The following is a 19,860-nucleotide window of genomic DNA, read 5'->3' on the forward strand; positions in this document are numbered from 1 at the left end:
CTCGCCACGTCTCCCCTGGTCAAAGCGATCTGACCTGAATTTGTCATCTAACAGTTGACCCGCTGACCAAACAACTGTTAGCTTTCGCTGGTCACCACGTCGGAGGGTGCGAGACCAGAGCGAGGTACGAAGTGACTCACCCCAGTCACTACCCCGACGGCCTCACGGGGCCGATCGTTGACGCGTTGCTGGCGGAGATGGACGCGACCGTGGAGCCGATCCACCGGCCGACCTCCCCGTTCGCCATGCACGAGATCGACACGCGGCGGGCGCGCCGCGAGATGAACCGGATGATGGGCGCGCAGGTGCGCTCGCTGCCGGTGCGCACAGTCGTTCCGCGAGGTGAGGCCGCGTGAGCGGGACCGTGGGTCTGCGGCTACTCGGCGAGCCGGAGGACATCGGCTGCCTCCTGGCCGTCCTCAACGCGGCCGGGATCGAGACCGCCAGCAACGGCCGCCAGTACCCCAACCGCGGCGGGTTCGGTGTTCGCGTCTACGTCGAGGCGCGCGTTGCCGAGTCCGGCCCGGTCACCGCGACGGCGGAGAGGACGGACGACAAGCCCGCGCGCAAGCCGGTCCAACGCCGTCCCCGTGGCGAGCTGGGGCCGGGGGGCTCCCGATGACCGCCCAGGTGGTCACCTTGCCGTGGAACGGCCAGAGCTGGCCGGGCCGCATGGACGACGGCGTGCCGACGTTCGGCTACCGCAGTGCTCCGGCAGGGCTCGTGACCAGGCGGCAACTTCGGGACGCCGGGCTCTGCCCCGGTGGTCAGGACTGGGTGGCGCAGCTCAAGTGGCGCCGCGGCAAGTCCTGGGCCGCGCTGTACCGGCTCGACACCGCCAAGCCGTCCCCGGGCGCGACCACGGCGCAGCTCTACTCGTTGTGGAAGGCCAATCAGGTGCTGCGCACCTGCACGGAGTGCGGACGGACCGCGTCCTACCGGCTGCCGAAGTTCAACGGGCGTCGCTGCTGGGACTGCGACCGCACGAGCGGCGGTGAGGCCGCGTGATGACCGCCTGCCTGCTCAACATCCGGACCGGCGGCCACTCCGCCAAGAACGCCCGCCGGTCCGGAGCACCCAACAACCACGAGGGCAGTGGGGACTCGATGCTATCCACCTGCATGGCGAGCCTTCCCCGCTCCCGCCGCTCGACGACGGGGGAGTACCGATGACCAGCGCCTACCCGACCCCGCTGGATGTCCTCGCCGACCAGGTCCGCGACCTTGCCGCGGACTTGGGGGAGTGGCCGTCACGCAACCGGGTCATCAAAACATTCAAGGTGGGTGCGCCGAAGGCGTCCGCCGTGCTCGACACGGTCAAGGCGTCCGGGTTCGACCCCGCCAACCCGGTCGTCGACGACGGCCCGGAGGACGCGAATGAGATCGCCGCGCCCACCGAGACCGACGCCGTGAACCCGGGGCCGGAGATCACTTCCGAAGTCATCGAGGAGAGCGGCGCGGGCACCTCTTCTACCAAGGTCAGCGCCCCCGCAGACCCGGAGCCGACGCCAGACGCTCCGACGCGCTCCGAGCGTTCGGAGGTCGGATGGCGCGCGCACTCTTGGGCGCTGTTGCTGATCGCCGCAGGCGCGTTCGTCGCCATCTGGGGCGGTTGGGTGGGGCTGGGCAAGCTCACCGGGTTCGGTGAGATCGCCCTGCTGCCCGGCATCGCCGATGAGTTCACGATCGATTCGGCGATCACCCTGCCGCTCGGTGTTGAGGCGTACGCCGCCTTCGCCCTCCGGGTGTGGCTGTCCGCATCCAGGTCCGATCGGGCTCGCAAGTTCGCCCGGAACTCGGCGATCGGCGCGCTCGTGCTGGGTGCCTGCGGTCAGGTCGCGTACCACTTGATGACCGCTGCCGGGATGACCTCAGCCCCATGGCAGATCACCACCCCCGTGTCCTGCCTGCCCGTGGTCGTCCTCGGATGCGCTGCTGCGTTGACACACCTGATGCGAGACGAGGAGGGCCGATGACCACGCCAGAGCCGACCGCCGATGGTGTGGTTCTCCCGTTCGCCCGGACCACCTCGGCCTCACCTGAACCGACTACCGAGCCCGCCCCGGGAAGTGAGGTCGTCGAGGCTGAGGCAGTCGACGACTCGCCGCCGATGCTGGTCGACAAGGTGGACGACGGTCCGGCCACGTCATGGATCGAGCGCATCCGCGGTGCCGAACGGCTGCCGATCATCCCCAGCTACCTGCGCACCCTCGCAGAGGCCAAGGCCACGGCGAAGTGGACCGCCAAGCACTACGCCCACAGTGCGGGATACCACGCCTTCCGGTCGCCGCTCTACGCGCTCAAACTCGCAGTCCGTTCGCCTGCGGGCGCGTTGCTCTTGGCAGTCGCAACCGGTCGGTGGGTTTCCGACGCCGAAGGGCGCTCGATCCGGCGGCAGATGTCCGAGAAGGGCAACGCCGAGCACTACCTCAAGCTCTCCCAGCAGCGCGACGCACGAGTCCGGATGCGGACACTCCTGCTGCTCTTGGGCGCGTCGGTGGGGACGGTCTTGCTGTTCATCTTGCCGACGGTCACCCCTGAGTGGGTCATCTGGGCTTGCGGGTGCATCGCGATGGGCATCCTGGGCAAGCTGGGCACCCCGGTTGACCGGCCGGTGGCCAGCCGGGCAGTCACCGCTGCCCACGTCCAGAAACTCACCTCTGACGTGGTCGAACGCGCCCTGTCCGTGTTGGGCATCGCCGGGATCAACCAGGCGATGGCCAAGAACAGCCGCGCGATCGGGTTCACGGCGCCGATCAGCCGTGACGGGCCTGGTTGGCGGGCAGAGGTCGACCTGCCGCCGGGCGTCACCGCGGGCGACGTCATCGAGCGTCGGGACCGATTGGCGTCCGGATTGGGGCGTCCGCTTGGGTGCGTGTGGCCGGAGGGGAACGCCGCGGTCCACCCCGGGCGCCTGGTGCTCTGGGTCGGTGACCAGGACATGAGCAAGGCGAAGCAGCCCGCATGGCCGCTGCGCCGCGGTGAGCCGATCGACCTGTTCAAGCCCCAGCCGTTCGGCACCGACCAGCGCGGCCGGTGGGTCGACATCACCTTGATGTTCATCGCCGGGATCATTGGCGCGGTCCCGCGCATGGGCAAGACGTTCACGCTGCGAGAGTTGCTGCTGATCGCTTGCCTTGACCCGCGCTCCGAACTGCACGTGTACGACCTCAAGGGCACCGGCGACTTGTCGCCGTTGGCACCCGTCAGCCACCGGTACCGGGCCGGCGACGACCCGGAGGACATCGAGTACGCCCTAACCTCGCTCCGTGCGCTGCGAGAAGAGATGCGGCGCCGAACCAAGGTCATCCGGGAACTCCCCAAGGACTTGTGCCCTGAGTCCAAAGTGACCAGTGAGCTTGCCAGCAAGAAATCCTTGCGGCTGCACCCGATCGTGGTCGGTGCTGACGAGTGTCAGGTGTGGTTCGAGCACCCCGACTACGGTGCGGAGATCGAGGAAATCTGCACTGACCTGGTCAAACGTGGCCCGGCAACAGGGATCGCCCTGCTACTGGCCACCCAGCGCCCGGACTCCAAGTCCATCCCGACGCAGATCAGCGACAACGCCGTCCTCCGGTTCTGCCTCAAGGTGGCCGGTCAGGTTCCCAACGACATGGTCTTGGGCACGTCGTCGTACAAGAACGGTGTCCGCGCCACCGCATTCTCGTTCAGCGACAAGGGGATCGGAATCCTCAAGGGTGACGGCGATGAGCCGCGCACCGTGCGCGGCGTCTACATCGACGCACCTGCCGCCGAGAAGATCGTCACTCGCGCCCGCGCCATCCGCGTTGCCGCTGGCTTGCTCACCGGCTACGCGGCGGGGCTCGACGTCGAGGTTGAAGACCGCGGCGACACGACCCTGTTGCATGACGTCCTGGCCGCCATCGGTGACGCGGATAAGGCGTGGTCGGAATCCATCGTGGACCGTCTCGCCGAACTCCGGCCGTCGACCTACGGGGCTTGGGCAGAGTTGGCCACCGGTTCGGCCAAGGCCACCCAGCTAGCCGGAGCGCTCAAGCCCTACGGCATCGCCACCAAGCAGGTGTGGGGCACCGACCCGACCACCGGCAAGGGCGCGAACCGTATGGGCATCAACCGCGAGTGGATCGCCGACGCAATTACCAAGAGTAGCTAGAGGTCGCCGTCATGGCCCCGCGACCGCGGCTCTAGGTCTAGATCCCGACCCCTCTAGACCTAGAGCCCCCTCTAGACGACTGCAACACCCCTGATCAGCGTCCTAGCGCCTAGAGGCGCAGGTCTCGCGCACCCAAAATCAGCCAGGAGACCTCCTGTGAGCACCCTCGCCGCACTCCTGATCAATCCGTTGACCCTGGCCTCGCTGTTCACGCTTGGTTACGCCGCAACGTGCGCGATCTGGCCCTTCAAACGCTGCCGCCGCTGCAAGGGCGCCGGTCGCCACCGCGCCCCGCTCATCCGCGCGTTCCGCCCCTGCCGCTTGTGCAGCGGCAGCGGATACCGGCTCCGCGTGGGCCGCCGAGTCCACAACGCCTGGACGCGTGTCCGCCGTGATCGCCGCCGGTAGTCACCCCCGATCATCCACACAGGAGCGCACGACATGAACGCCATGCACACCGCCGCTCTGGCTCTGGCTGGCCGCGGTTGGCCCGTCTTCCCCATGACCCCCGGCGGCAAGCGCCCCGCGGTTCGCGACTGGGAGCGCCGCGCCACCACCGACCCCGAGCGCATCGCCCGGTGCTGGTCGACGGGCGCCTACAACGTCGGCATCGCCACCGGCCCCGCCCACCTGGTCGTCGTCGACCTGGACACCGCCAAGCCAGGGGAGACCGCCCCGGAAGCCTGGAACCTGCCCGGGGTCCACTGCGGGCTCGACGTCTTGGCCGTCCTTGCCGAACAGGCAAGCGCCCCGCTCCCGCTGGACACGTTCACCGTCTCGACCCCGTCCGGTGGCCTGCACCTGTACTTCGCTGCACCGACCGGCGAGACTTTCCGCAACACCGCTGGCGACCGTGGTCAGGGACTCGGCTGGCACATCGACACCCGGGCCGGTGGCGGCTGCGTAGCTGGCCCGGGGTCCGAGGTGGACGGACGCCCTTACGTCGTCGAGCATGACGCGCCGGTCATCCCATTGCCCGGCTGGCTGGTCGACCGGCTACGCCCCAAGCCGCTGCCCACCGCCCCGGCTGCACCCATCACGCTGCACGGCCGCGACCGCCGCTCCCGCTACCTGGACGCCGCTATCGCGGCGGAAGTGGCCCGCGTCGAGAGTGCATCCGGCGGTGAGCGCAACCAGACGCTCTACATCGCCGCGTGCGCGCTGGGCCAGCTCGTGGCCGGTGGTGGTCTCACGGAGGAGGACGTGCGCGCGACGTTGTTGCAGGCCGCGTCCGGGCACCTGGCCGTTCACGCCTACAGCGCACACACGGCCAACAGCACGATCACCTCCGGACTGCGTGCCGGTGCCCGTCGCCCCCGGCAGGTGGCCGCGTGAACGCCGTCGTGCGACCACTACGTCCCGAGGAAGACGGGCTGATGTTGCGCACCGCCTGGACCGCCGATCAGCTCTTGGCGGCTGACTTCCCAGAGCCCAAGTGGGCTGTTCCGGGAGTCATCTGCGAGGGAGTCAACCTGATCGCGGGGCCGCCGAAGGTGGGCAAGTCGTGGCTGTCGCTGGGGTTGGGACTCTCGATCGCGGGTGGACAGCCCGCGTTCGGCTCCATCGTCAGCGAGTCCGGGCCGGTGCTGTACCTCGCGCTGGAGGACACCGCCCGGCGGTTGCAGTCGCGGATGCGGAAGATGCTCGCTGGCCTTCCCGGGCCGCAGATGCTCACCCTCGCCACCGAGTGCCCGCCACTGGCGGACGGGGGAGACCGCGCCATCTGCGGGTGGCTCGACCGGAACCCGGACGCCCGCCTGGTCGTCATCGACGTGTTGGCCAAGGTGCGTGGTGGGGAGAACACCACGGGCAGCCAGTACGCGGCGGACTATGCCGCCATCGGCCGGATCAAGTACATCGCCGACAAGTACGCCGTCGCCGTCCTGGTGGTCACCCACGTGCGCAAAGCGGCCTCCGAGGACTTCCTACAGACCGTCTCCGGCACCAACGGCATCGCCGGAGCCGCGGACGCGGTGCTCGTGCTCCAACGGGGCCGGAACGCCGCAGACGGCCAGTTGCACGTCACCGGCCGCGACGTCGAGGAAGCCGAGTACGCCCTGTCCTTCGATGCCGAACACGGGGCTTGGAACATGCTCGACGGCCCCGCAGTGGACCACATGGTCAGCGACACCCGGGCCGCCATCCTCCGGTTCCTGCGGAACAACCCTGGCAGCACCCCGAAGGTCATCGCCGCAGGTGCTGGCATCACCAACGACAACGCTAAGCGCACCTGCGGGCGGATGGTCGAGGACAACCAGCTCACCAAAGACAGCACGGGCCGGTACTTCGTCCCGCTGGCCGGTGACGCCCTCACTGCCCCCGCTGTGTCACCCCTGTCACCCGTGTCACTGCCACTCCCCTGATCAGCAGAAACCCCGGGTGACACCTGCGAAATCGCGCAGTCACCCCCTGCCCTGGAAGGGATCGCCATGCGACGTCAGCCCACCGGCCACCACCATCTCAAGGGGCTTGACCGTGACCGCGGAGTTCACTCCCACTGTCGTTCCACTTAGGCACCTCTACACCGTCGCCGACGCGATGCGGCTGCTCTCCATCGGCAGAACCGCCCTGTACGAACAGATCCGCTCCGGACGTCTCCGGACGGTTACCCAAGGCAAGTCGCGCCGCATTCCTGCCGCCGCGCTCAACGACTACGTCCAATTGCTCATCAAGGAAGCTGAGGAGTGCCATGACCAAGCGGCGTAGCCGCGGCGACGGTGGCCTTCACTGGGATGAACGGCGTCAGCGGTGGATTGCCTCCCTGACCATCGGGTACACGCCCGCCGGGAAACGCCTGGTCAAGACCGCCAGTGGCAAGACCAAGACGGAAGCCAAGAACAAGCTCAAGGAAATCATCCGGGATTTCGACGACGGTCTCGCCATCGCGCAGCACGGGTACACGGTTGGCCAAGCGGTCAACGACTGGCTGACCTACGGCCTGCCCGGCAGGGGAGAGGCCACCCACGAAAAGCTGCGCATCCTGGCAGATCTGCACGTCACGCCACTGATCGGCGCGCGAAAGCTCCGCGAACTTAGCGCCGACGAGGTGGACGTGTGGCTGGCCGGGCTGGCCACGAAGCTGAGCACTCGGACACTCCGGGACATCCGGTCCATCCTTCTCCGAGCGATCAACCGCGCTCAGGCCCGCGACAAGGTGAAGCGCAACGTCGTGATGCTGTGCGAGTGTCCGACTGGGAAGACAGGTCGACCGTCGAAGTCGCTGAACTACGCGCAGGCTGAGGCGCTGCTACTGACGGCGGAAAGCGACAACTCGACGATCGGGGCCTACGTCGTCGTGTCCCTGCTGAGCGGTTGCCGGACGGAGGAAGTGCGTCCGCTGCCGTGGAAGAACCTGGTTCGCGTCAGCAAGGAAGAGCTTGCCAACCGGGCCGCCAGCGAAGCCGACAAGCCGAAAGCCCACGTCAATGTGTGGCGGTCGGTGCGGGCAGGCGGTGACACCAAGACCAGGAAGTCCCGACGCTCGCTAGGGATCGGTGACCGGTGCTTGGCGGCCTTCGAGGCACAGGAAGTGCGGCTGCAACAGGTCCGGGAGGATGCCGGTGACCTCTGGCAGGAGAACGGCCTGGTGTTCGCTTCCGAGACCGGGACCATGCTCGACGCCGCTAACGTGCGGCGCGGGTTCCGCAGGCTCGCCAAGGCGGCTGGCCTCAACCCGAACGAGTGGACGCCCCGGGAGCTACGCCACAGCTTCGTGTCGCTGCTGTCGGATGGTGGGTTGACCCTTGAGCAGATTTCACGCTTGGTGGGGCACAGCAGCACTGCGGTAACGGAGACCGTCTACCGGCATCAGCTCAACCCGGTGGTGGAGGACGGCGCAACAGCGATGGATCGAATCTTTCCGAGCTGATTAAGTTAGCTTTGTGCGGCCATGTTCAGGTCCTGCCGCTTACCGGGCAGGGCCTGAACATGGCTCGACTTAAGCAACGGAGTCGCCGATCTCATATTGCGCATGCACATGGGCGAGCGTCAATCGACCACATGTGACCTGGTCGCGAAGTCTTTAGGGCCTGTTCTGGGGATTCTTCTCTCGCTGATCGATAAACCGTCGATCTGACCACTTGGCGAGATATTTCTGGACCTTCTCGTCAATGTTGGCATCGGGGCTTTCTTTGGAACCTTTTTGCGGTTCGCTATCAGATTCTTTGCCGGCGTCTGTGCTCATCTAACCTTACCTTCCGAGAGCGATTGCTGAAGTTGACGTAATCAGGCCAGTGGTCAGGGCTGCAATGCTTATTCTCCAATAGATGGCTTTGTGTCGATAGCGTAGAGAATTGTGCTGATATATCTCAATCCGAATAGCAATCAAGCGATGTAAAACATCCTCTTTCGAGGCGTCGAGTAGCTCGATCAACGCAGCGGGTCGTAGATCTCTATACCGTCTGATAGATATGACCATCACGGCAGAGACGAATGCCAACCCGTACATGCCGAAGGCAATGCTTGCGAAAAGAATGCTTGAATTTTTTGTGGCAAGGTATTGTGCAGCTGCAGCCGAGACGCCTATCAAGACGGTAGCCTTGTTATCGACTTGCGTCCCATCGAGGTCCTGTCTTTCGATACGGCTCGATATTTCGTCATGGACGAGCTTCTGCACCTCGTGCTGATCGGGGTCATTCTCGTCTGGCACGAAACTACTTTAGACCTCCTTGCATCTTCGGGCCAGCGCCATTTTTCGTAGCTTAGAAGGTGGAATGGGGCTTGTGGCGGATAGTGTGCCATCGAGTGGGAACTTCCCACGCACTCAACCCTAATTCTAACTTAGGAGTCTGTGTGATCCTTGTCGCGATGGGTCAACACATGGTAGAACTGCCTGGCATCGCCCACGTAACAGCCAAGAAGTGGTTGAGCCAATGAATCACAAGGAAGAAACTGTTTTCGAGAGAGTGTTTACTGCGGTCATTGGAGACGCTGAAAAGGTCAAAGAAAGTGCAGAAAGCCACGTCTCGCAGATCCGGTGGAGGTGGGCGCAGGGATTGCAAGCTGTTTCAGTATCTATGGCGAGCAGTGCCGTTCCTGGCGTTTCACTTGCGCTGACTTTGCCTTCGCTTGTGTTTACATATCGAAAAATGGCCCACACTGCCTGGGGAATTGGATATCACCTGGGGGTTAAATTGGACCCGCTGGACGATATCCTCAGAATCACTGAGCTTTGGGCCACCAAGTCTGGCAGAGATCTGTCAGCCGCAGGAGCGCCTCTTGTTCGTGCGGGGCTGGGCGTAGGGTTGACGCTATCGTCAGAATTGCTCGTCAAACTACTTACTACGAAGCTGGAAGCGCCCCTTCTTGAGACAGTCAAACACAATTTAAAGGGCCTCTCCACCTTGTTCGTTAGTAAAGTCAATGAAGAGGCGAGCAAGCAAGGAATTTCGCGTGCAATACCATTTGTCGCCCCGGTTGTGAGTGGAGCACTAACTGCGCGAATGATGTACAACTTCGGGCAATGTGCCACTATATACTACGAGTCAAGATAGTCTACCCGTCGATGCGGCAGAAGACTCTGCATCGTCTACGCTGCTCAACCTCGTAGAAGCGCTTCGCTGTTGATCGGTGGGCTACCCAACACAGCGCCCACGGAGACCGCTGTCCAGACATCACCCCCGACTGGTACAGCTACTTGTCGTGCCCTCACGGTTCCTGGCAAAAGACGAGGTACTCCATGTCGCTGGCATCCGGCAGCGCATTATCGATGCCTGGCGAATCTGGCAGAGTTCGCCAGCTCGATACAGCAAACTGGCGGAGATTGCGGCTGGTCGGACGATGCTGGTTTCAGAGTTCTCTGGAAAACCCTGGCGCAAGGTGTTGCGTCCTGGAATTCGGCCCATGTCCTTCTCGCCGATGGACAGATGGAGGGTGTCGAAGCAGTAGTTGCTCACGTGCCGGAGGTTTTCGGGATAGCTCCGCCAGTGAAACCCGTGATGGCCTCGCGATGCAGGGGCGCTCTGCTGTCCGTAGCCCCTGTGGCAGGTGCGGGCAGGTGACCTCATGGGCGGGTGAAACAAGCGCTGTAGCAGCCCGGGTGGCGGCAGTGGCGGGGGGAGTGCAACGCGGCGTGGGACGGCGTTCGGGGTCGACCGACGTCGCGATTCATGCCGTTAGTTTGGAGGTGGAAGTCGGCAAGGCTGGCGAGGTCCTACGGCTGGCTGAGCGCATCGACTGGTGGGAACGCGGCACGTGCAGTGCTACACCGGCCTGCGCATCCTCGCCGAGGAGTTCGGCGGGGGCCGCGTCTGGAAACACGACCGCGGGGGCCTCGGCACATCGAGCAGGTGTCCTGACCCTGCCGGAGCCGGGCCACCGCCTGGCGCCCACCCTAGTGCGCTCGCCGAGCGGTCTGTGGATCCCGTGAGCCACCCGCTCGACAAGCAGGGGAGCGTAGACAAGCAGTTAGTCAAGCAGAAACGAGATCAGGCCCTGTCCGCACCTAAGTGGACAGGGCCTGACCTGCGTCGGGGTGACAGGATTTGAACCTGCGACCTCTTCGTCCCGAACGAAGCGCGCTACCAAGCTGCGCCACACCCCGGTGGGAACGAGAGAAGCTTACCTGACGCGTGCACCGGCTCCGAACCGGGCTCCCCTTGAGCCGTCCAGGGCCGGGTCTGTGCTGGTCGTGCGGGGTACGAGGGTCAGCAGGCTGGCCTCGGGCGGGCACGCGAAGCGGACCGGGGCGTACGGCGAGGTGCCCAGTCCCGCGGACACGTGCAGCCACGTCTCCGATCCCCACCGTGACGAGCCGCGGGCTCGGCTGCGGTCCAGGTCGCAGTTGGTGACGATCGCGCCGTAGCCCGGGATGCGGAGTTGGCCGCCGTGGGTGTGGCCCGCCATGACCAGGTCGTAGCCGTCCTCGGCGAACCGGTCCAGGACTCGGGGTTCGGGGGAGTGGGTGACGCCCAGTCTCAGGGTGGCTTGGCGGTCGGGTTTGCCCGCGATCTCGTCGTAGCGGTCGCGGCGGAGGTGGGGGTCGTCCACTCCGGCCGCGGCGATGGTGCGGCCGTCGACGGTGAAGAGCTTGCGGGTGTGGGTGAGGTCGATCCAGCCCCGCTCCAGCATCGCCGCGCGCAGGTCCTTCCAGGGCAGCGGGATGCCGTGGATCCGCTTGTTCGACGGGAACAGGTAGCGCGCGGGGTTCTTCGGTTTGGGCGCGTAGTAGTCGTTGCTGCCGAAGACGAAGACACCGGGGCGGTTGAGCAGGGGGCCCAGAGCGCGCACCACGGCGGGGACGGCCTGGCGGTGGGCCAGGTTGTCGCCGGTGTTGACGACCAGGTCGGGGTTCAGCTCGTCGAGCGCGGCCACCCACCGCTGCTTCGACTTCTGGCCGGGCAGCATGTGCAGGTCCGAGATGTGCAGCACGCGCAGGGGGCGGGCGCCTTCGGCGAGCACCGGCAGCGTGGCTTGGCGCAGCGTCCACCTCGTCCGCTCGTAGCCCGCCGCGTAGGCGAGGGTCGCCGCGCCCAGCGCGGCGGTGCCGATGGCGGCCCGGAGGGCTTTGCGGCCGAGGGTGCTCACTGCGTCACTCACACTCCCGAGGGTACGGGTTGGCCCGCCCCGGCCCGCAACCGTCGGACGGGTTACCCCGTCCACCCGCCTGACCTTGGCGGATATCCGGTTGGCGGCCCCAGTAGCCTCTTCAGACATGGCCGACCTCAAGAACCGCCTCCAGGCGGACCTGACCTCCGCGATGAAGAACCGGGAGAAGACCCGCACCGCGACGCTGCGCATGGCGCTGACCGCCGTCGCCAACGAGGAGGTCGCGGGTGACTCGGCCCGGCAGCTCACCGACGACGAGGTGCTCAAGCTGCTGGCCCGCGAGGTGAAGAAGCGCAAGGAGGCCGCCGAGGCGTTCGCGGGCGCCGGTCGGGCCGAGCAGTCCCAGTTGGAGCTCGACGAGGCCGCGGTCCTCAACGAGTACCTGCCCCAGCAGCTCGCCGACGACGAACTGACCGCCCTGGTCGACGCCGCCGTCGCCGAGGTCACCGAGCAGCTCGGCGAGGCCCCGGGTCCGCGCCAGATGGGCCAGGTCATGAAGGCCGCCAACGCCAAGGTCGCGGGCCGCGCCGAGGGTGGCCGGGTCGCCGCCGTCGTCAAGAAGAGGTTGACGTCGTAGATATCGGCACGGCCGCGCAGTCCGGGCTCTCGGCGGACGACACCGCCCACCGGCCGTTGTCGACGGTAAGGGTGAAGTCGGCGCACACCATCACCTGGGTGACGAAGATGAACGCGGGCCCGCTCCCCTGGTAGGTCGCGGTCGCGGTGACCTTCGCCGCGTCCCGGGTGATCCCGCGGAGCTGCCCGTCTGCCTCGACCGCCGCCGCGATCGCGGTGTCGTCTGCGGTGACCGGCAAGGCGCGCAGCCTTTCCTCCGTTGCCCGGATCCCCTCCCAGGCGTCGTCCTCGGCTACTTCGGTCGGGTGTCCCGGCGAGATGGACCTGAAGAAGAAGTAGAGCGGCAGTACGACGAACAGGAACAGCAGCATGAGGCAGCCCGGCACCGGACTGCCGCCCCAACTCCTCGATAACCGCTCGTGTGTCGTGGTCACCACGTCATCCGAGCAGAGCGCGAACCGACAGCGCCCGGGTTCCGTGGGATCGGAACCCGGGCGCTACCTGATCGTTGGGGTCAGCCGCCCGCTGCGGGCGGGACGATCGTGATCGGTGGTCTGCCGGGCCTGCCGGGGATGCTGGGTTGGCCGCCGCCGTTGCCCGGGCCGCCGGGGAAGCCCGGATCGGGGAAGCCCGGGTCGCCCGTCGGCGGGACGTCGCTCGTCTTGGGCGGCGGGACGTACCCCGTGCTCACGAAGATCGTGATCGTCTCGCCCTGGATGGCCCCGCCGCGCGGGGACTGGGCGACCACGGTGCCCTTCTTGCGGGCGTCGTTGCGGCTCTGGGCCACGACCTTGTAGCCGGCGCCCTGGAGGATGTCCGTGGCCTCCTGCTGGCTCTTGTTGGTCACGTCCGGCACCTTGGACCCGTCGCCGCCGTCGAGGTAGCGGGGATCGGTCGGGGGCAGGGGGGCCACCGGCATGCCCTCCATGTACTTCGACATCATCGCGAACCAGGTCCGGGCCGGGACCTTGCCGCCGAAGATGTTGCCGCCGGTGCCGCAGAGGCGCGGTGGGTCGGTGTCGCAGAGGCCCTGCGGTTTGGGGCTGTCGTTGAAGGTCAGCACGGCCGCCGCGTACTGCGGGGTGGCGCCGACGAAGCCCGCCGACTTGAACTCCTGCGTGGTGCCGGTCTTGCCCGCCATCGGGCGGTTCCAGCCGACCGACTGGGCGGCGGCGCGCGAGGTGCCGTTCGCCATGGTGTCGTCCTTCGACATCCCGGTGGCCAGCGTGTTCGCCAGCGGCTCGGCGACGGCCTGCTCGCAGGGGGCCTCGTTGACGTCGATCTTCTTGCCCTCGCGGTCGAGCACCTCGACGATCGGCGTCGGCGGGCACCACACGCCGCCGCTCATGATCGTGGCGCCCACGTTCGCCAGCTCCAGCGTGCTCACCGGGCCCGGGCCCAGGGTGAAGGACGCGCGACCCGCGGGGTTGCCCTGGGTCGGCTTGAAGAAGTCGCTCTGCGGCATCCGGTTGCGGTCGTCGGCCGAGTTGGGGTCGGGGGTGACGCCGTAGCTGTTGGCCGCCATGGTCTCGCGCAGGCCGAGCCTGCTGGCCATGTCCACGACCGCGCCCATGCCGACGCGCTCTTCCAGGATCACGAACCCGGTGTTCGGGGACGTGCCCAGCGCGTCCTGCACGGTCATGTTCGGCGGGTAGCCCTTGCCCGCGTTGTTCAGGCAGTACTTGCGGTTGTCGCCGTCGTTCGGCTTGTCCGTGCGCTTGCAGCTCTTCCCGCCGCCGGTGAAGACCTGGGACTCGTAGGAGGTGGGCGTGTCGATGACGTTCATGATGCCGCCGCCCTTCTCCAGGTAGGCGGCGGTGGTGAAGATCTTGAAGATGGAGCCCGCGCCGAACTTGTTGGCCACCCGGCTCGGCAGGCCGTAGGTGGTCTGGCCCTGGGCGGGGTCCAGGCCGTAGTCGCGGTTGGCGACCAGGGCCAGCACCTGGTGGCGCTCCTTGCCCGGCTGGACGACCGCCATGGTGTTGGCGATGCCCGGCTGGGTCTTGGGGACCTCGGCCTCGGCCGCCTGCTTGGCCAGCTGCGTGGCGCGCGCGTCCAGGCTGGTCTTGATCGTGTAGCCGCCGGTCTTGAGCTGGTCCTCGGTGAAGCCGACCTTCTCCAGGTACTCGAAGACGTACTGGCAGTAGAAGCCGTACTCCGGGCCCGCGCCGACGCAGTTCGCGGCGGGCTTGTCCACCTTCGGGAGGACGCCCAGGGGCTCCTTCTTGGCCTCCGCGGCGGCCGACGGGGAAAGCTTCTGGTTCTCGACCATCTTGTCGATCACGAAATTGCGCCGGGCCAACGTCTCCGACGGTTTGCGCCACGGGTTGTACAGCACCGGGTTGTTCACCGCGCCCGCCAGCAGCGCGGACTGCGAGACGGTCAGCTTGTCCGGTGTGGTGCCGAAGTACGCGTGCGCCGCCGCCCCGATGCCGTAGACCTCGTAGGCGAACTCGATCACGTTGAGGTAACCGGTGAGGATCTCCTCCTTGCTCATCTTCTGCTCGAGCTGGATGGCGATCCGCGCCTCGCGCAGCTTGCGCGCGATGGTCTGCTCCTGGGCCTTGCTCTGCTCGACCTTGTTGTCCCGGTTGACCACGTTGATCAAGTAGTTCTTCACGTACTGCTGCGTGAGCGTGGACGCGCCCTGGGTCTCGCCGCCGGTCTGGTTGGAGACCGCGGCGCGGATGGTGCCCTTCCAGTCGACGCCGTGGTGCTCGTAGAAGCGGCGGTCCTCCACGGAGACCAGCGCGGCCTTCATCGTGGGGGAGATCTGGTCGGCGGTCGCCGGGAGCCGGTACTGGTCGTAGAGCGAGGCGATCGGGTTGCCCGCGCTGTCGGTGATCGTGGTGATCAGCGGCTGCGGCGTGGACACCAGGTCGGCCGACACGCTGTCGATCGTGTCGCTCGCCCGGTTCGACGCGACCCCCAGCGCGCCGACGACCGGGAACAGCATCCCCGCCAGCAGCACGCCCGCGAGCAGGCAAAGTCCGAGCAGTTTCAGCAGGCTGTCTCCCACACGCACGGGGCCAGCCTACGCGTGACCCGGTTGGAGCACCGGTGAAGCCGTCACGCGAAGTGCCTTTTCGACGACACCACCTGGCGTATTGACTTTTCGTAACGGGAACCTCCACCTGCGTTCTCGATGGAACCGGGACCCACTAGAGTTCGTCAACGTCTCACGACAGCGCCGAACGGCTACTCGCGGTCCCGCGGTGGAGCTGCAAGGCACCGGTACCGGGGGGTACCGGGTTACAGGGTCGCGACGACGACAGGGGTGGGGGATATGCATCTCGACGCTCAGCCACAGGTCGACTGGCGTGTCCGTGCGACGTGCCGAGACGAGGACCCGGACGGGCTCTTCGTCCGGGGCGCCGAGCAGCGCAAGGCCAAGATGGTCTGCATCGCGTGCCCGGTGCGCACGGAATGCCTGGCGGAAGCGCTCGACAACCGAATCGAATTCGGCGTGTGGGGCGGCATGACCGAACGGGAGCGCAGGGCGTTGCTGCGCCGCAGGCCGGACGTGGCCTCGTGGCGCGAACTGCTCGACGACGCCCGCCGCAGGCACACCTACGACGACATCGACGCCCGCGTCGGATGATCCCGACGTCCGCGCCCGGTGGTCCGGCCGCGTCAGGGTGATCCCGGTCCTGGGTTGATCGGCACTCGAGAGCGGGCGGTAGTCCGCTGACGCGTTGATCACCCGAGGGTGATCTCCGTCACTTGCTCGGGTCGCCAGCGCGCGGTGGCCCGGTGCGGGAGGTCGTCAGGCCCCGGCCAGCCGGTCGCCGATCTCCCGCAGCCCGGCCAGGTCGTGCACGTCGGCCGCCATCGCGGGCACGTGCGCCAGCGCCACCCCGGGGTGCGCCTTGGTGAACCGGCTGACCAGCCTGCGCTCGCGCTGGGCCAGCGCCACCCGGTCGGCGTGCAGCCGCAGCACGGCCGCCGCCAGCGGGGCGTCGCCGCGGGCCGCCAGCGAGTCCGCGGCCCCGAGCGCCTTGGCCGCGGGCAGCTTCGCCAGTGCCGGGTGCGTCCGGTTGACCACCAGGCCCGCCAGCGGGACGGACTCCTCGGCCAGCCGCTCGACGAAGAAGCTGGCCTCGCGCAGCGCGTCCGGCTCGGGCGCGGCGACCACCAGGAACGCCGTGCCGTCCGAGCGCAGCAGCTCGTACGTGCGCTGGGCGCGCTCCCGGAACCCGCCGAACATCCCGTCGAAGGCCTGCACGAACGCCGACGCGTCGGCCAGCATCTGGCCGCCCACGATCGCCGACACGGCCTTGGCGAACAGCCCGAACCCGGCGCTGACCACCTTGCGCAGCCCCCAACCGCCCGCGCGGGCCGGTCCGGTCAGCAGCTTGATCATCCGACCGTCCAGCGCGGTGGACAGCCGCCGCGGCGCGTCCAGGAAGTCCAGCGCCGACCGCGACGGCGGGGTGTCGACCACGATCAGGTCCCAGGTGCCGTCGGCGGCGAGCTGGCCCAGCTTCTCCATCGCCATGTACTCCTGCGTGCCGGAGAACGACGAGGAGATGGTCCGGTAGAACGGGTTTGCCAGCACCTCCTCGGCCCGCTTCGGCCCGGCGTGCGCGAGCACCATGTCGTCGAAGGTGCGCCGCATGTCCAGCATCATCGCGCTCAGCGAGCCCTTGGGCGCGAAACCCGGCACCGCGACCTCGCGCGGCACGTTGCCCAGCTCGGCCAGGCCCAGCGCCTGCGCGAGCCGCCGGGCCGGGTCGATGGTCAGCACCACGGTGTCGCGGCCGCGCTCGGCGGCGCGCACGGCGATCGCCGCGGCGGTGGTGGTCTTGCCGACGCCGCCGGAGCCGCAGCACACCACGACGCGGGTACCGGGGTCGTCGATCAGCGCGTCGACCTCGAGGGCGCTCATCGGACCCCCTGGTCGACGAGCGCCTCGGCCAGTTCGTAGAGGGTGCCCAGGTCGATGCCGTCGACCACCTCGGGCAGCTCCACCGCGGGCAGGTCCACCTCGGCCAGCTGGGTGCGCGCCCGCTGCTCGGCCTGCACCCGGATGGCGTGCTCGACGGTCTCCTCGACCAGGCCGTCGACCTGCGCGTCGGACAGCGCCAACCCAGCGGAGGTGAGGCCGTCGCGGATCCGGGCCGCGTCGACCCGGCCGTCGGCGGCGGCGGTGACCGAGCGGGCGGGCAGCCGCGGCGGCCGGACCCGGTTCAGCAGGATCGCCCCCGGTCGCAGGTCGGCGGCGTCGAGCTCCTCGACGGCCTCGATGGTCTCGCGCACCGGCATCTCCTCCAGCAGGGTCACCAGGTGCACGGCGGTGTCGCCGGAGTGCAGCAGCTTGACCACGCCGTCGCTCTGGCCCTTGATCGGGCCGACCTTGGCCAGGTCGGCCATGGCCTTGGTGACGTCGAGGAACTTCACGATCCGGCCGGTCGGCGGCGCGTCGACGACCACCGCGTCGTAGACGTGCCTGCCGTCCTCGGCGCGGGTGACGCACTCCTTGATCTTCCCGGTGAGCAGCACGTCGCGCAGGCCGGGCGCGAGGGTGGTGGCGAACTCGATGGCGCCCATCTTGCGCAGCGTGCGGCCCGCGAAGCCGAGGTTGTAGAACATCGACAGGTACTCCAGCAGCGCCGCCTCGACGTCGACGTGCAGCGCCCGCACCTCGCCACCGCCCGGCGCGGCGGCCACCCGCTCCTCCGCGTAGGGCAGCGGCGGCCGGTCGAAGAGCTGGGCGATGCCCTGCCTGCCCTCGACCTCCACCAGCAGGACGCGCCTGCCACCGGTCGCCAGCGCCAGCGCGAGGGCGCCCGCCACGGTGGACTTGCCGGTCCCGCCCTTGCCGGTCACCACGTGGAGCCGGGCCCGGGCGATCTGCTCCGTCCAGCCGACGACAGGGGTGGTCACGGTTTCAGCGTAAATGCCCGGTTACCCGGGGCGCCGTTCGAGTGGCGCATCGCTCGGGGCCCGCTCAGCCGACCAGCAGCATGACCGACGCGGCCGCGCCGACCACGATCACCAGGGTCCACACCAGCGGCGCGGCCAGCACCGTGGTGGTCAGCAGGCCGAGCAGCCCGAGCAGGGTCAGCGCGACCACGCCGGAGACGGCGACCGAGGTGGCCGACCCGGTCCGGTCGCGGACCTTGGCCATGGTGACCAGCACCAGCACCAGTCCGCTCACGCCGAGCAGCGTGGTCGCGATGATCCGCCACGACTCCATGGCGCAACCGTACCGACCACTCTCGGTCAGCCCGCACCCTCGTCGGTGAACCGGGTCGGATCGCACGGCCCCGGCCCGGGACCTCTCGACCGGTGTGCGGCTAGGGTGTGGCCTACCCGGTTGCGACGCGTGCAGCCTGGTCGTTGACCTGGCCGACCTCCGATGATAAGGACCCGCCTTGTCCGAGCTCACCAAGTGGGAGTACGCCACCGTGCCGCTGCTGATCCACGCGACCAAGCAGATCCTCGACCAGTGGGGCGAGGACGGCTGGGAGCTGGTGTCGGTGCTGCCCGGTCCGACCGGCGAGCAGCTGGTCGCCTACCTCAAGCGCCCCAAGGTCGGCTGAGGTGTCCTGGCGCGCTCGGCTCGCCGAGCTGGGGATCGACCTGCCGCCGGTCGCGGCGCCCGCCGGGTCCTACGTCCCGGCCGTGCGCGCGGGCGCGCTGGTCTTCACCGCGGGGCAGATCCCGCTGGTCGACGGCGCGGTCGCGGCCACCGGCAAGGTCGGCGCGGAGGTCAGCCCCGAGGAGGCCCAGCGGCTGGCCCGGGTCTGCGCGCTCAACGCCCTGGCCGCGGTGGACGCCCTGGTCGGCATCGACTCGGTGGTCCGGGTCGTGAAGGTGGTCGGGTTCGTGGCCTCCGCCGGTGGGTTCACCGGCCAGCCCGCGGTGCTCAACGGCGCCTCCGACCTGCTCGCCGAGGTCTTCGGCGAGGTCGGCAGGCACGCCAGGTCCGCGGTCGGCGTGGCCGAGTTGCCGCTCGGGGTCCCGGTCGAGGTCGAACTGGTGGTGGAGGTCGGATGAGCGCCCACGAACTGCTGCTCCGCTTAGCGGGGCGGATGAGCGACCGCCAGCTGTGGCGGTTCCGCGACTGGCTGGCCGCCGACGCGCTCGACGCCGTGGCCCGTTCACTGCCGCTGACGCTGCTCCGGGAAAAGGTGGCGATTACACCTGAGGAGTACAAGCTCGCGGTCAACGCTCTGATGGCGCACGGTGCGGATGCCGAACGGCTGAACGCGCTGCCGTGGGTGGACGAAATCGTCGAAGTCGACTACACCTTCTCCGCGGAGTCACCTGACTGGGTGAGCATGGGCGATTCGGTCGCGGTGGTGCTCGGCGCGATCCTGCGGGGCCGCCCCGAGGTGGTCGAGGCGCGGTCGAGTTGGCGGCGCAGCCGCTCCGGCGGCGGTTCGGCGACCCGGGTGGTCCTGGTGACCACGTCGGGCGACGGGGCCCACCTGACCGGGGAGCTGCAGCGGGTGCTGCGTGCCCTGGGCACGTACGAGCCCGCGGTCGAGGTGCTGCCGCGCACGATGGAGCCGCCGCGCTACCACCGGGCCGCGTTCGCCGCATCGGAGCCGCTGGTCGCCCAGGACCAACTGGTCTCCAGCTAGCACCGCCGAGTGG

Annotated in this window: 23 protein-coding genes and 1 tRNA gene; 15 read left to right on the forward strand and 9 right to left on the reverse strand. The window is 68.0% G+C overall.

Translation table 11 applies throughout. The features are described 5' to 3' along the window. Positions 1-131 precede the first annotated feature (131 nt). The 9 genes from V5P93_RS01350 to xerC all read left to right on the forward strand — a co-directional run bounded on the left by V5P93_RS01350 (position 132) and on the right by xerC (position 8,002). The gene (locus tag V5P93_RS01350; protein ID WP_104480820.1) at positions 132-356 is read left to right on the forward strand and encodes a hypothetical protein; all 225 of its coding nucleotides are present in this window, start codon (positions 132-134) and stop codon (positions 354-356) included. Then, a complete protein-coding gene (locus V5P93_RS01355; protein ID WP_104480819.1) occupies positions 353-622 on the forward strand; it encodes a hypothetical protein in 270 nt (89 codons plus the stop codon). The genes V5P93_RS01350 and V5P93_RS01355 overlap by 4 nt, the downstream gene beginning before the upstream one ends. Further along, complete coding sequence (locus tag V5P93_RS01360) at positions 619-1,008, forward strand: RRQRL motif-containing zinc-binding protein (RefSeq protein WP_219824062.1); 390 nt, start codon at positions 619-621, stop codon at positions 1,006-1,008. The genes V5P93_RS01355 and V5P93_RS01360 overlap by 4 nt, the downstream gene beginning before the upstream one ends. 160 nt (positions 1,009-1,168) lie before the next feature. After that, a complete protein-coding gene (locus V5P93_RS01365; protein WP_104480818.1) occupies positions 1,169-1,975 on the forward strand; it encodes an ABC transporter permease in 807 nt (268 codons plus the stop codon). Further along, the gene (locus tag V5P93_RS01370) at positions 1,972-4,134 is read left to right on the forward strand and encodes an FtsK/SpoIIIE domain-containing protein (protein ID WP_104480817.1); all 2,163 of its coding nucleotides are present in this window, start codon (positions 1,972-1,974) and stop codon (positions 4,132-4,134) included. The genes V5P93_RS01365 and V5P93_RS01370 overlap by 4 nt, the downstream gene beginning before the upstream one ends. Positions 4,135-4,575: 441 nt before the next feature. Beyond that, a complete protein-coding gene (locus V5P93_RS01375; RefSeq protein WP_104480816.1) occupies positions 4,576-5,469 on the forward strand; it encodes a bifunctional DNA primase/polymerase in 894 nt (297 codons plus the stop codon). Then, entirely contained in the window at positions 5,466-6,497 is a 1,032-nt protein-coding gene (locus V5P93_RS01380; RefSeq protein ID WP_245931456.1) for an AAA family ATPase, read from the forward strand. The genes V5P93_RS01375 and V5P93_RS01380 overlap by 4 nt, the downstream gene beginning before the upstream one ends. Before the next feature lie 112 nt (positions 6,498-6,609). Next, positions 6,610-6,840 carry a helix-turn-helix domain-containing protein gene (locus V5P93_RS01385; protein WP_245931455.1) on the forward strand — a complete coding sequence of 77 codons (231 nt, stop codon included), beginning with the start codon at positions 6,610-6,612 and terminating at the stop codon, positions 6,838-6,840. Next, positions 6,824-8,002 (forward strand): tyrosine recombinase XerC, encoded by a 1,179-nt coding sequence (xerC, locus tag V5P93_RS01390; RefSeq protein ID WP_104480814.1) that lies wholly within the window; start codon positions 6,824-6,826, stop codon positions 8,000-8,002. Before V5P93_RS01385 ends, xerC begins: the two co-directional genes overlap by 17 nt. Before the next feature lie 153 nt (positions 8,003-8,155). Here xerC and V5P93_RS01395 read toward each other — a convergent pair whose 3' ends face one another. Both V5P93_RS01395 and V5P93_RS01400 read right to left on the reverse strand, forming a co-directional pair. Then, positions 8,156-8,317: a hypothetical protein gene (locus V5P93_RS01395; protein ID WP_181043646.1), complete on the reverse strand. Its 162-nt coding sequence runs from the start codon at positions 8,315-8,317 to the stop codon at positions 8,156-8,158. A 6-nt stretch (positions 8,318-8,323) separates the two neighbouring features. Next, positions 8,324-8,782, reverse strand: a complete 459-nt coding sequence (locus tag V5P93_RS01400) for a hypothetical protein (protein ID WP_146108167.1) — start codon at positions 8,780-8,782, stop codon at positions 8,324-8,326. A 223-nt stretch (positions 8,783-9,005) separates the two neighbouring features. Between V5P93_RS01400 and V5P93_RS01405 the strand changes: the two genes are divergently transcribed. Further along, the gene (locus V5P93_RS01405; protein ID WP_146108166.1) at positions 9,006-9,626 is read left to right on the forward strand and encodes a hypothetical protein; all 621 of its coding nucleotides are present in this window, start codon (positions 9,006-9,008) and stop codon (positions 9,624-9,626) included. A gap of 975 nt (positions 9,627-10,601) precedes the next feature. Here V5P93_RS01405 and V5P93_RS01410 read toward each other — a convergent pair. Together V5P93_RS01410 and V5P93_RS01415 are read right to left on the reverse strand one after the other, a co-directional pair. Next, a tRNA-Pro gene (locus tag V5P93_RS01410) sits at positions 10,602-10,675 on the reverse strand. Positions 10,676-10,692: 17 nt separating this feature from the next. Continuing rightward, positions 10,693-11,670 (reverse strand): metallophosphoesterase, encoded by a 978-nt coding sequence (locus V5P93_RS01415; RefSeq protein WP_245931453.1) that lies wholly within the window; start codon positions 11,668-11,670, stop codon positions 10,693-10,695. A 115-nt stretch (positions 11,671-11,785) separates the two neighbouring features. On the opposite strand from V5P93_RS01415, the gene V5P93_RS01420 reads away from it, so the two are divergent. Next, positions 11,786-12,256, forward strand: coding sequence for a GatB/YqeY domain-containing protein (locus V5P93_RS01420; protein WP_104480813.1), 471 nt, complete (start codon positions 11,786-11,788; stop codon positions 12,254-12,256). Here the strand turns inward: V5P93_RS01420 and V5P93_RS01425 are convergent. Then, positions 12,234-12,689 (reverse strand): hypothetical protein, encoded by a 456-nt coding sequence (locus tag V5P93_RS01425; RefSeq protein WP_146108165.1) that lies wholly within the window; start codon positions 12,687-12,689, stop codon positions 12,234-12,236. The genes V5P93_RS01420 and V5P93_RS01425 overlap by 23 nt on opposite strands. Before the next feature lie 80 nt (positions 12,690-12,769). Then, positions 12,770-15,280, reverse strand: coding sequence for a penicillin-binding protein (locus tag V5P93_RS01430; protein ID WP_181043645.1), 2,511 nt, complete (start codon positions 15,278-15,280; stop codon positions 12,770-12,772). Positions 15,281-15,541: 261 nt separating this feature from the next. Here V5P93_RS01430 and V5P93_RS01435 point away from each other — a divergent pair, with 261 nt between their 5' ends. Continuing rightward, positions 15,542-15,856: a WhiB family transcriptional regulator gene (locus tag V5P93_RS01435; protein WP_104480810.1), complete on the forward strand. Its 315-nt coding sequence runs from the start codon at positions 15,542-15,544 to the stop codon at positions 15,854-15,856. 165 nt (positions 15,857-16,021) lie between these two features. Here V5P93_RS01435 and V5P93_RS01440 read toward each other — a convergent pair whose 3' ends face one another. From V5P93_RS01440 to V5P93_RS01450, 3 genes are all read right to left on the reverse strand, one after another. Beyond that, complete coding sequence (locus V5P93_RS01440; protein ID WP_104480809.1) at positions 16,022-17,143, reverse strand: ArsA-related P-loop ATPase; 1,122 nt, start codon at positions 17,141-17,143, stop codon at positions 16,022-16,024. Next, positions 17,140-18,141 carry an ArsA-related P-loop ATPase gene (locus V5P93_RS01445; protein ID WP_104480808.1) on the reverse strand — a complete coding sequence of 334 codons (1,002 nt, stop codon included), beginning with the start codon at positions 18,139-18,141 and terminating at the stop codon, positions 17,140-17,142. Before V5P93_RS01445 ends, V5P93_RS01440 begins: the two co-directional genes overlap by 4 nt. Before the next feature lie 64 nt (positions 18,142-18,205). Next, positions 18,206-18,454 (reverse strand): hypothetical protein, encoded by a 249-nt coding sequence (locus V5P93_RS01450; protein ID WP_104480807.1) that lies wholly within the window; start codon positions 18,452-18,454, stop codon positions 18,206-18,208. A 178-nt stretch (positions 18,455-18,632) separates the two neighbouring features. Between V5P93_RS01450 and V5P93_RS01455 the strand changes: the two genes are divergently transcribed. Genes V5P93_RS01455 through V5P93_RS01465 form a run of 3 tightly spaced genes read left to right on the forward strand, consistent with a single transcriptional unit; the run spans position 18,633 to position 19,847 of the window. After that, positions 18,633-18,800, forward strand: coding sequence for a DUF4177 domain-containing protein (locus tag V5P93_RS01455; RefSeq protein WP_104480806.1), 168 nt, complete (start codon positions 18,633-18,635; stop codon positions 18,798-18,800). Between the two features lies 1 nt (position 18,801). Continuing rightward, a complete protein-coding gene (locus tag V5P93_RS01460) occupies positions 18,802-19,257 on the forward strand; it encodes a RidA family protein (RefSeq protein ID WP_104480805.1) in 456 nt (151 codons plus the stop codon). Then, positions 19,254-19,847, forward strand: coding sequence for a hypothetical protein (locus V5P93_RS01465; protein ID WP_104480804.1), 594 nt, complete (start codon positions 19,254-19,256; stop codon positions 19,845-19,847). The genes V5P93_RS01460 and V5P93_RS01465 overlap by 4 nt, the downstream gene beginning before the upstream one ends. The last annotated feature ends 13 nt before the right edge of the window (positions 19,848-19,860 follow it).

The sequence above is a fragment of the Actinokineospora auranticolor genome, from assembly GCF_041897805.1.
GTDB lineage: Bacteria > Actinomycetota > Actinomycetes > Mycobacteriales > Pseudonocardiaceae > Actinokineospora > Actinokineospora auranticolor.

What these genes read in the sequence shown, in the direction of transcription:
- V5P93_RS01360 (WP_219824062.1), top strand. Translation starts at nt 619, where the DNA reads ATGACCGCCCAGGTGGTCACCTTGCCGTGGAACGGCCAGAGCTGGCCG.
- V5P93_RS01365 (WP_104480818.1), top strand. Translation starts at nt 1,169, where the DNA reads ATGACCAGCGCCTACCCGACCCCGCTGGATGTCCTCGCCGACCAGGTC.
- V5P93_RS01370 (WP_104480817.1), top strand. Translation starts at nt 1,972, where the DNA reads ATGACCACGCCAGAGCCGACCGCCGATGGTGTGGTTCTCCCGTTCGCC.
- V5P93_RS01375 (WP_104480816.1), top strand. Translation starts at nt 4,576, where the DNA reads ATGAACGCCATGCACACCGCCGCTCTGGCTCTGGCTGGCCGCGGTTGG.
- xerC (WP_104480814.1), top strand. Translation starts at nt 6,824, where the DNA reads ATGACCAAGCGGCGTAGCCGCGGCGACGGTGGCCTTCACTGGGATGAA.
- V5P93_RS01395 (WP_181043646.1), bottom strand. Translation starts at nt 8,317, where the DNA reads ATGAGCACAGACGCCGGCAAAGAATCTGATAGCGAACCGCAAAAAGGT.
- V5P93_RS01405 (WP_146108166.1), top strand. Translation starts at nt 9,006, where the DNA reads ATGAATCACAAGGAAGAAACTGTTTTCGAGAGAGTGTTTACTGCGGTC.
- V5P93_RS01420 (WP_104480813.1), top strand. Translation starts at nt 11,786, where the DNA reads ATGGCCGACCTCAAGAACCGCCTCCAGGCGGACCTGACCTCCGCGATG.
- V5P93_RS01435 (WP_104480810.1), top strand. Translation starts at nt 15,542, where the DNA reads ATGCATCTCGACGCTCAGCCACAGGTCGACTGGCGTGTCCGTGCGACG.
- V5P93_RS01440 (WP_104480809.1), bottom strand. Translation starts at nt 17,143, where the DNA reads ATGAGCGCCCTCGAGGTCGACGCGCTGATCGACGACCCCGGTACCCGC.
- V5P93_RS01450 (WP_104480807.1), bottom strand. Translation starts at nt 18,454, where the DNA reads ATGGAGTCGTGGCGGATCATCGCGACCACGCTGCTCGGCGTGAGCGGA.
- V5P93_RS01465 (WP_104480804.1), top strand. Translation starts at nt 19,254, where the DNA reads ATGAGCGCCCACGAACTGCTGCTCCGCTTAGCGGGGCGGATGAGCGAC.